9 protein-coding genes are annotated in these 9,877 nt (G+C 73.9%); 6 read left to right on the forward strand and 3 right to left on the reverse strand.

Features of this window, described 5'->3' with window-relative positions; genetic code table 11:
• The first annotated feature begins 140 nt into the window (after positions 1 to 140).
• The 4 genes from ACFCX4_RS30670 (at position 141) to ahcY (ending at position 4,604) form a co-directional block, all read left to right on the forward strand.
• A complete protein-coding gene (locus ACFCX4_RS30670; RefSeq protein ID WP_376149524.1) occupies positions 141 to 323 on the forward strand; it encodes a Trm112 family protein in 183 nt (60 codons plus the stop codon).
• 108 nt (positions 324 to 431) lie between these two features.
• Positions 432 to 1,715 carry an SIS domain-containing protein gene (locus tag ACFCX4_RS30675; protein ID WP_376149527.1) on the forward strand — a complete coding sequence of 428 codons (1,284 nt, stop codon included), beginning with the start codon at positions 432 to 434 and terminating at the stop codon, positions 1,713 to 1,715.
• A 115-nt stretch (positions 1,716 to 1,830) separates the two neighbouring features.
• Complete coding sequence (locus tag ACFCX4_RS30680) at positions 1,831 to 2,808, forward strand: cation diffusion facilitator family transporter (RefSeq protein WP_376149530.1); 978 nt, start codon at positions 1,831 to 1,833, stop codon at positions 2,806 to 2,808.
• A gap of 347 nt (positions 2,809 to 3,155) precedes the next feature.
• Entirely contained in the window at positions 3,156 to 4,604 is a 1,449-nt protein-coding gene (gene ahcY / locus ACFCX4_RS30685) for an adenosylhomocysteinase (RefSeq protein WP_376149533.1), read from the forward strand.
• An 84-nt stretch (positions 4,605 to 4,688) separates the two neighbouring features.
• Here the strand turns inward: ahcY and ACFCX4_RS30690 are convergent, their stop codons facing one another.
• Complete coding sequence (locus ACFCX4_RS30690) at positions 4,689 to 5,783, reverse strand: hypothetical protein (protein WP_376149536.1); 1,095 nt, start codon at positions 5,781 to 5,783, stop codon at positions 4,689 to 4,691.
• A complete protein-coding gene (locus ACFCX4_RS30695; RefSeq protein ID WP_376149539.1) occupies positions 5,780 to 6,349 on the reverse strand; it encodes a SigE family RNA polymerase sigma factor in 570 nt (189 codons plus the stop codon). The genes ACFCX4_RS30690 and ACFCX4_RS30695 overlap by 4 nt, the downstream gene beginning before the upstream one ends.
• A 155-nt stretch (positions 6,350 to 6,504) precedes the next feature.
• On the opposite strand from ACFCX4_RS30695, the gene ACFCX4_RS30700 reads away from it, so the two are divergent.
• Positions 6,505 to 7,158 (forward strand): hypothetical protein, encoded by a 654-nt coding sequence (locus ACFCX4_RS30700; protein ID WP_376149542.1) that lies wholly within the window; start codon positions 6,505 to 6,507, stop codon positions 7,156 to 7,158.
• A gap of 87 nt (positions 7,159 to 7,245) precedes the next feature.
• Here the strand turns inward: ACFCX4_RS30700 and ACFCX4_RS30705 are convergent, their stop codons facing one another.
• Positions 7,246 to 8,235, reverse strand: coding sequence for an RDD family protein (locus ACFCX4_RS30705; protein ID WP_376149545.1), 990 nt, complete (start codon positions 8,233 to 8,235; stop codon positions 7,246 to 7,248).
• A gap of 219 nt (positions 8,236 to 8,454) precedes the next feature.
• Here ACFCX4_RS30705 and ACFCX4_RS30710 point away from each other — a divergent pair, with 219 nt between their 5' ends.
• A complete protein-coding gene (locus ACFCX4_RS30710; protein ID WP_376149548.1) occupies positions 8,455 to 9,459 on the forward strand; it encodes a stage II sporulation protein M in 1,005 nt (334 codons plus the stop codon).
• Positions 9,460 to 9,877: the final 418 nt, after the last annotated feature.

Consider the following 9,877-nt stretch of genomic DNA (forward strand, 5'->3'; position numbering starts at 1 on the left):
GGACCCCGGCCTGCGCCGGGGTCCGGCCGCCCGCGCCTCGGCGTACGTCCCCGGTGCCCCGGCCGGTAGGGTTTCCTCTCGGCCGGGGCACCGCCGTGCCGTCCGCCGACACCCCGCACCGAGACCGGAGACCGAACGCCATGAAGCTCGATTCCTTCCTCCTGGAGATCCTGGTCTGCCCGCAGTGCCGGGCCAAGCTCGTCGAGGGCGGCACCGAGGAGCAGCCGGAGCTGCTCTGCACCGGTGAGAGCTGCGGCCTGGTCTACCCGGTACGCGACGGCATCCCCGTCCTGCTGGTGGACGAGGCCCGCCGCCCGGCCTGATCCTGGACGGGGCGGCCCCGCGCCGACCCGGTACCGCCCCGGGGCCGGCCGCCCCGCGCCCGCCGTTCGCCGTCCTCAGCGCCCAGCCAGCAGCCGGAGGCCCGCCGCATGCTCGACGACACCCTGCTCGACGACCCGGCCGCCCTCCGGCGCGCCGACCACGACAGCGCCCTGCTCGCCCTCGCCGGGGCCGGCGCCCGGGTCCGCACCGCCCTGCGGCTCGCCGAGGCCGCCGGCCTGGACCGGCTGCGGCCCGACGGCCGCCCGCGCGCCGTCCTGGTCGCCGGGCACGGCAGCGCGCTGACCGCGGGGGAGATGCTCGCGGCCCTGGCCGGCACCGCGAGCCTGGTCGTCCCGCTGCCGCCCGGCGACGCCGCGTCCGTCCCGCGCCCCGACCGGGCCACCGCGCCGGCCGCCTTCACGGCCGGCCTGACCTGGCAGCTCCCCGGCTGGGCGGGCCCGCTCGACCTGCTGGTGATCAGCTCGGCCGACGGCGGCGAGCGGGGCCTGGTCGCCCTCGCCGAGCAGGCCTACGCGCGCGGCTGCGCGGTCGTCGTCACCTCGCCCGAGGGCAGCCCGCTGGCGGGGGCCGCGCTGCAGGTGCGGGCACTGCCGCTGCCGTTCGTGCCGTCCGCCGTCGAGCCCGCCGAACCCGGCGCCGCCCCCGGCCACGGCACCGAGCCGGACCTGCCCGCCGAGGACCCGGCCGCGCTCTGGGCCCACCTCACCCCGCTGCTCGCGCTCACCCAGAAGCTCGGCGTCACCCAGCTGGCCTACGACGCGCCGTCGCGCACCGCCGACCTGCTGGACGCCACCGCCGTCCGCTGCCGGCCCGACGCCGCCGCGTACACCAACCCGGCCAAGGGCCTGGCCGCCCGGCTGGCGGGCACGGTCCCGCTGCTCTGGGCCGAGGGCGCGCCGGCCGGGGCGGCGGCCGGACGGTTCGCCGCCCAGCTCGCCGACCGGGCCGGCCGCCCGGCGCTGGCGGGTGCGCTCCCACAGGTGCTCACCGCCCACCGCGGCATGTTCACCGGGCAGCTCGGCGCGGGCGCCGACCCCGACGACTTCTTCCGCGACCGGGTCGAGGAGCCGGACCCGCTGCACCTCCAGGTCCTGCTGCTGCGTCAGATCCCCGGCGGGACCGCGGGCGGCGCGGCGTCCGGCGGCGACACGCCCGGGGAGGCGGACGGCGGCCCCGCCGAGGTGCCGGCCGACGACGCGGGCCCGCGCAGCTACGGCGTCACCCGGGCGCACCGGCTCGCCGCCGCCCACGACGTGCGGCTCACCGAGTACGCGAGCCGCCGCGCCGACCCGCTGCACGCGCTGGCCGACCTGGTGGCGCTCACCGACTTCGCCGCCGTCTACCTCGGGCTGGCCGCCGCGCAGGCCTGAGCCCGCCCGGAGCGGCCCGGTACCGTATGCGCTCGACAACGACCGGATCACCGGATCACCGGACGACCGGGCAACGGGCCGCGCGCACGGCCCCCGACGGAGGGACCTCCCGAGCATGAGTACCGAAGGCGGTACCAGGGCGCTGGTCGCGGCGCTGACCGCGAACCTCGGCATCGCGGTGAGCAAGTTCGTGGCCTTCGCCTTCTCCGGCTCCTCCTCGATGCTCGCCGAGGGCGTCCACTCGCTGGCCGACTCCGGCAACCAGGTGCTGCTGCTGGTGGGCGGCAGGCGGGCCCAGCGGGCGGCCACTCCCGAGCACCCGTTCGGCTACGGGCGCGAGCGGTACATCTACGCGTTCCTGGTGTCGATCGTGCTGTTCAGCGTCGGTGGCATGTTCGCCGTCTACGAGGGCTACGAGAAGATCGCCCACCCGCACGAGCTGGACAACTGGTACTGGCCGGTGGGCGTACTGGTCCTCGCCATCGCCCTGGAGGGCTGGTCGTTCTTCACCGCGTTCCGCGAGGCCGTCAAGGACAAGGGGACGCACGGCTGGTCGGCGTACATCCGCCGGGCCAAGGCGCCCGAGCTGCCGGTCGTGCTGCTGGAGGACGCCGGCGCGCTGATCGGTCTGGTGCTGGCGCTGTTCGGCGTCGGACTGACCGTGATCACCGGGGACGGGGTCTGGGACGGCGTCGGCACGCTGTGCATCGGTGTGCTGCTGATCGCCATCGCCTTCGTCCTGGCGATCGAGACCCGGTCGCTGCTGCTCGGCGAGTCGGCCCACCCCGAGGTGGTGGCCCGGATCCGGGACGCGCTGGTCGACCACGACACCGTCGACCGGGTCATCCACATGCGGACCCTGCACCTCGGTCCGGAGGAACTGCTGGTCGCCGCCAAGATCGCCGTCCCGGCCGACTCGACGGCCGTCGAGGTCGCCACGGCGATCGACGCCGCCGAGACCAGGGTCCGGCGGGCGGTGCCGATCGCACGGGTGATCTACCTGGAGCCGGACATCTACAGCGCCGAGAAGGAGGCGGCCGGCGACGACCCGTACGCCACGCCCGGCGGGCCCGTTCCCGGCGCCGCGCACTGACCGCGGACCGGGGCGGGAGCCGTGGCGCGGGGCCGGGGCGGCCGGTGGGGGAGGCCGAAAACGGCCGTAGCGGGCCGCCGTCCGGGACCGTCGGTGTAGATTCGTCCCCAGAGCCAGAACGTCGCTGCTGATGGCGGTCGATCGGCGGTCCGCCCCCCGCGGGGGCGGGCGCCGGTCGAGGGAGAGAGGTCCTCCGACGGTTTGTGCCGAGCAACAGGGCATCCGTGCCCGGCCGCGCCGTGCCGCGGGCCGGGCGCTCCTGCGCCGCCGCACACCCGGGCGGCCCGCCGTGTTGTGACGCACCCCAGGACCTTCGCCACGCCCACCCCTCAGCGAGGAGCAGACGCATGTCGACCGACACCACCGGTGACTTCAAGGTCGCCGACCTTTCCCTGGCCCCGTTCGGCCGCAAGGAGATCCAGCTCGCCGAGCACGAGATGCCCGGCCTGATGTCGATCCGCGCCGAGTACGCCGAGTCGCAGCCGCTCGCCGGCGCCCGGATCACCGGCTCGCTGCACATGACCGTGCAGACCGCCGTCCTCATCGAGACCCTCACCGCCCTCGGTGCCGAGGTCCGCTGGTGCTCCTGCAACATCTTCTCCACCCAGGACCACGCCGCCGCGGCCATCGCGGTCGGGCCGGAGGGCACCCCCGAGAACCCGCAGGGCGTGCCGGTCTTCGCCTGGAAGGGCGAGACCCTGGACGAGTACTGGTGGTGCACCGAGCAGGCGCTGACCTGGCCGAACGGCCAGACCCCGAACATGATCCTGGACGACGGCGGTGACGCCACCCTGCTGATCCACAAGGGCGTCGAGTTCGAGAAGGCCGGTGCCGCGCCGGACCCGTCCACCGCGGACAACGACGAGTTCCGGATCATCCTGGAGCTGCTCAACCGCACTCTCGTGGAGACCCCGAACAAGTGGACCGAGGTCGCCGCCACCATCAAGGGCGTCACCGAGGAGACCACCACCGGTGTCCACCGCCTGTACGAGATGCACCGTGACGGCAACCTGCTGTTCCCGGCGATCAACGTCAACGACTCGGTCACCAAGTCGAAGTTCGACAACAAGTACGGCTGCCGCCACTCGCTGATCGACGGCATCAACCGCGCCACCGACGTCCTGATCGGCGGCAAGGTCGCGGTCGTCTGCGGCTACGGCGACGTCGGCAAGGGCTGCGCCGAGTCGCTGCGCGGCCAGGGCGCCCGCGTCATCGTCACCGAGATCGACCCGATCTGCGCGCTGCAGGCGGCGATGGACGGCTACCAGGTCACCACCCTCGACGAGGTCGTCGAGACCGCCGACATCTTCATCACCACCACCGGCAACAAGGACATCATCATGGCCTCGCACATGGCCCGGATGAAGCACCAGGCCATCGTCGGCAACATCGGCCACTTCGACAACGAGATCGACATGGCCGGCCTGGCGAAGCTCCCGGGCGTCGTGAAGACCGAGGTCAAGCCGCAGGTCCACGAGTGGCGCAAGGCCGACGGCCGCACCATCATCGTGCTCTCCGAGGGCCGTCTGCTGAACCTGGGCAACGCGACCGGCCACCCGTCGTTCGTGATGTCCAACTCCTTCGCCAACCAGACGATCGCCCAGATCGAGCTGTTCACGAAGACCGAGCAGTACCCGATCGGCGTCTACGTCCTGCCGAAGCACCTGGACGAGAAGGTCGCCCGCCTGCACCTCGACGCGCTGGGCGTGAAGCTGACCACCCTCTCCCAGGACCAGGCCGACTACATCGGCGTCCCGGTCGAGGGCCCGTACAAGGCGGAGCAGTACCGCTACTGACACGCCGACGCCCGTACGCCGGTGGCCGGCGCCCCCACCCCCGTGGAGGGCGCCGGCCACCGGCGTGTTCCGGGGCGGCCCGGTTCAGCGGAGGACGTCGGTGGTCCAGCCGGCCGGGTCGGTGCCGAGGCCGGTCACGCGGTCCAGCCAGCCCTGGAGGCCGCCGGCCGCGGCGAACGGGGCGTCGCCCTGGGCGGATCCGGCGCACAGGCGCAGCCCCCGCTGGATCTTGCACACGGAGGGCGACGCTTCCTGTCCCGGCTGCGGCGGGTTGTCGTACGCCGGGTCGGGCGTGACATCGGGCCGGGCGACGAGAGTGACGTAGCCGTCGCCCAGGAAATAGGTGAGGGAGGCCATCCACGGGTAGCCCCCGGCGGCCGCGGTGCCCACGGAGAAGTAGCCGTCCTTCGAGGAGTACTCCGGGGGGAGGTTCGTGACGGTGAACGGCAGGGCGGCGGTCTTCCGGGTCGTGCGCACCCCGGCCGCGATGCGGGGCAGCTCCTTCTCCTGGACGGACTCGTCCAGGTAGACGGCGGTCAGTTCGGCCCACCGGCCGTCGGGCGCCAGGAACCGGAGGATGCGCTGGCCGCCGGGATTCGTCGGGTTGTCGGGCCGGGTGCCGCGCCAGTACGCGGGCCGCCCGTTCACCGGCGCGGTGTCGATCAGGAACGAGGGGACGTCCTGTCCCCGCCGGGGCGTGGGTGGCTGCTCGCCCGGGGCGAAGAGCGCGAGGGAGATCGACGGGTCGAGCAGCCCGGTGGACGCCGCCTTCGGACCGCGGACCGTGATGTCCAGGCGCCCACGGTTCGGGTGGGCGTTGTACTCGAACTGGTCGAAGCCCGGGGGGAGCCAGCCGAAGGTCGCGTCGACCGTCATCGGGTCACGGCCGGTGTCCGGACCGAACCAGGGGAGCGCGGTCGTCCCGTCGGCGGGCCTCGGCGTTTCCGGGCCCCCGGACGGCAGGGCGGCGCCGGCGACCATCGCGCCGAGGAGCACCGCGGCCACCGCGCCGATCGCTCCGGCCCGGCGCCGCCGGAGCCTGGTCCGGCCGGTGCGGATCGCCCGGGCGGTGTCCAGCCGGCTCTCGGGCGCGGGCGCGTCGGCGAGGGCGGTGAGCCCGGAGGCCAGGTGGGTTCCGTACCGCTCGGCGTCGGAGCGGTCGTCGGTGCGGTCGGTCATGACTCGGTTCCTTCCGTCTCTGCCGCCACCGGGATCCGGAAGGCGCGGAACCCGCGGAGCCCCTCCGCGGCCGGCCTCCGGCCGAGGGACCGGCGCAGCGCGTCGAGTCCCCGGGCGGACTGGCTCTTGACGCTTCCCTGGGAGCACTCCATCGCGGCGGCGGTCTGCACGACCGTCAGGTCGCAGTAGTAGCGGAGCACCACCGTCGCCCGTTGCCGGGGTGGTAACGCGGCCAGTGCGCGGCGGAGGTCGACCGAGGCGTCGACGTCCGGGGCGGCGACGGCCCTCTCCGGCACCGTTCCGGTTCCGCGCCGGGCGGTCCACCGCCACCAGGGGGAGCGCTGTTCGGCGAGGAAGGTGTTCAGCAGGACGGTCCGGGCGTAGCCGTCCAGGTTCTCCACCCCGGAGAGCCGGTTCCAGTGGACGTACAGCTTGGTGACGGCCTCCTGGACCAGGTCGTCGGCGCGGTGCCAGTCGCCGCAGAGCAGGTACGCCACCTTGCGGAGCCAGGGCGCCCGGGCCGCGACGAACTCGGTGAACTCGGCGTCGCGGTTCTGCTTCGCCATCGATGGATGCTCCTTCTCTGAAGGCGCCGCAGCCGCGGCGTTCACCTCCCTGATGCGGCCCGGGCGCGAGAGGTTGCACGGCATCTCGACACCGTCGCCGGGGTGGCCGGTGGCCCCGCCGGGTACCGCTCCGGTCCGGACGTAGGCTTTCGGGCATGCCCAACGGCCGGTACTCGCTCCACGACACCCATGACCACGTCCAGCTCGGCGAGGAGCGCTTCAGCTGCGCGCCCGGCCCGGCCGGCTGGCGCTACGTCTCGAAGACGTACGCGCCGGACGGCCGGGTCCTCGGCACGGTCGACCTCACGCTGGACTCGCGCGCCAGGCCGTTGCGGATGGAGCTGCGGGCCGGCGGCTGGCAGGTCCGGGGCGGTGCCGTGGACGGGGTCGCCTGGGTGCGGGCCGATGTCGCCGACCCGGCCGGCGAGCAGGCGGTGGAGGGGCACGACCGGGCCCATGGGTTCGCCGGGCGCTCGCCCGGGTTCCTGGTCGCCGCGGCCCGGATGCTGCGGTTGCGGGAGGGGGCGAGCGCCCGGGTCCGGCTGGTGGCGTTCACCGAGCCGGTGCTGGCGCCGCGCACCTTCGACCAGGGCTGGCTGCTGGAGGGCGTGGACACGCACACGACGGACTCGGGGCCGCTGGTCGTCGAGCGGTACCAGGTGGCGGACCTGGAGACGGGGGAGCAGCAGGTGGTGCACCTGGCCGGGGACGTGGTGCTCGCGGCGGCCGGGATCGAGCTGGAGGAACTGGAGTCGCCGCCCAACCCGTGGCCGGCCGGGTTCGGGTACGGGGAGGGGGCCGGCGGCTGACGGGGCGCGGGCCGGCCGGTTCCGGACGCCGGTCCCCGGTGGGCCGGTTCCGGCGCGGGCGCGGTCGGGCAGGGACGGCGGTCGGGGTCAGGCGGGCGGGGCGAAGCCGGTGCCGGGCGGGGTGCTCGGGGGCGTCGGCGCCGCCGCCGGGGCGGGGGGCGCGACCGGTGCGGCGGGCCCGGCGGCTCCGGCGGGGAACGGCGGCCGGGGCTGATGCGCGGGGGCGGCCGGGGCGGGTGCCCAGGCCTGCTGCTGGGCCTGCGCCCTGGCCCGGGCATGGTGCTGCGCCTGCTGCTGGGCCTGCTGGAACGCGTGCCCCTGCGCCCGGCTCCACTCGCGCCGCTGGCGCTCGGTCAGCACCGCGCCCAGGTAGGCCGCGGGGTGCACACCGGGCGGCACCGGGTGGCCGGTGCGGGCCACCACGTCGTCCGCGAGCCGGGCGGACATCCGGTGGGCGACCGCCTGGTCCAGCTCGCCGATCCGCCCGAGGAACTGCCGGACGGCCAGCCAGAGCGGCTCCGGCACGGCCGAGAGGTCCAGTGCGACCAGCTCGCCGCCGATCGCCTGCAGCAGCTGGGGGTTCACCGGCGGCAGCGCGGCGGCCGTGCCGCCCCCGCCGGGCACCCGCTCGCGGACCACCAGCGTCCCCGCGAAGACGTCGCCCAGCCGCCGGCCCTCCGGGGAGACCACCGAACAGATCACCGCCGGAACGCCGAACAGCACGATGATCTCCAGGAAACCGACCAGCCCGCGCACCAGCGAGTGCCGGAACCGCACCGGCCCGCCGTCGGTGCGCACCACCCGGAGGCCCAGCGCGGCCTTCCCCAGTGACCGTCCCCGGCTCAGCGTCTCGATCATGACCGGCAGCGCGACGAGGAAGAAGACGGTCAGCCCGATCGTCACGGCGGCGACCGCCGCCCCGTCCAGGTCCACCAGGACCAGGCTCAGCAGCAGGGTCGTCGCCACCAGCCCGGCGACCTGCACGGTGAGGTCCAGTGCGATCGCCAGACCCCGGCTCGGAAGCTTCGCCGCGCGCAGGCCGAGGACGACCGCCTCGCCCGTCACCAGGTCGCTCAAGACACCTGTCCGTTCCCGTCGGAGGTACCGGCTCGTGGGCGGGGAATCCGGCGGATCGGCCCCCACGATCCCGGGATCTGCTGCGGTCAACATACGGGGCCGCGGAGCGGGTCGGGAAGGGAGGTCCCGGCGGCCGGCACGTGCTCCAGCCCTGGCATGCTGGGCCCACCTGTCCGCACCGCCCGCCCGCGCGCCCCGCGCCGACCATGGAGCCGCCGCATGGACCTGGACGTCTTCGTCGCCACCCACCAGGGGGAGTGGGACCGGCTGGACGCCCTCGCCCGCAAGCGGCGGCCGAGCGGGGAGGAGGCCGACGAGCTCGTCGCCCTCTACCAGCGGGTCACCGGGCACCTGGCCAGGGTCCAGGCCGCGGCGCCCGACCCGACCCTCGAAGGCCGGCTCACCAGCCTGGTCTCCCGGGCCCGGGACGCGGTCACCGGCAGCCGGACGAGCGGCTGGCGGGACGTCGCCCGCTACTACACGGTGAGCTTCCCCGCCGCGCTGTACCGCTCGCGCCGCTGGTGGATCCCGGTCGCGGTGCTCTCGCTGCTCGGGACCGCGCTGGTCGCCTGGTGGGTGGCCGGTCACCCCGAGGTCCGCGACAGCCTGGCCGCACCGGCCGAGCTCCGTGAGATGACCAGGCCCGGCGGCGCGTACGAGACCTACTATTCGGACCGCCCGGCGAGTTCCTTCGCCGCCCAGGTCTGGACGAACAACGCCTGGATCGCGGTGCAGTGCCTGCTCTACGGCGTGGCGCTCGGCGTCCCGGTGCTGTGGGTGCTGTGGACCAACGTCCTCAACCTCGGTCTCGGCATCGGGCTGATGGCGTCCGCCGGCCGCCTGGACGTCTTCCTCGGTCTGCTCGTTCCGCACGGGCTGCTGGAGCTGACGGCCGTCTTCGTCGCCGGCGGCCTCGGCCTGCGCCTCGGCTGGACGATCATCGACCCCGGTCCGCGCACCCGGACGACGGCGCTCGCCGAGCAGGGCCGCTCGATCATCGGCATGGGAATCGGTCTGGCGACGGTCCTGGCGGTCTCGGGGGTTCTGGAGGCGTTCGTGACCCCGTCCGGCCTGCCGACCTGGGCCCGGATCACCATCGGGGCGCTCGCGGAGATCGCTTTCCTGTTCTACGCCCTGGTGTTGGGCCGAAAGGCCGCCGTGGCCGGCGAAACCGGCGATCTGGACGCGGCCGACCGGGCGGACCTGCAGCCGGTCGCGGCCTGAGCCGATGTGATCAACAGGCCTCTGACCTGCTACTCTTCTCGCATCCCAGTCAAACCATTGACGTGGTAAGGGTGGGCTAGTAGGTTTGAACGGTTGGGACCGACTGGACAACGGTCGGACTCGGGCGTTAGTGTCTACGACACCGCCGAGTCGAGGCGAGTGTGCTTCTCGAATGCACGCCCTCTCCGACGAGGTAAATCCCGGAACTGAGCACACCGAAAGCTTTGATAGGCTTCGGAGCGAAGTCGAAGGAAATCCCTCCAGCGGGAATTCAGAGAAACGAAAGCCGGTCAAACCGGCCGCGAGGATCTGATAAGCTGGAAACACGAAAGAACGAAGCGCCCGGAGGGCCGGTGTGAAAGCCGCCTGAAGGAAGCGTCCGTTCCTTGAGAACTCAACAGCGTGCCAAAAGTCAACG

This window comes from Kitasatospora sp. NPDC056327, assembly GCF_042261735.1.
Lineage (GTDB): Bacteria > Actinomycetota > Actinomycetes > Streptomycetales > Streptomycetaceae > Kitasatospora.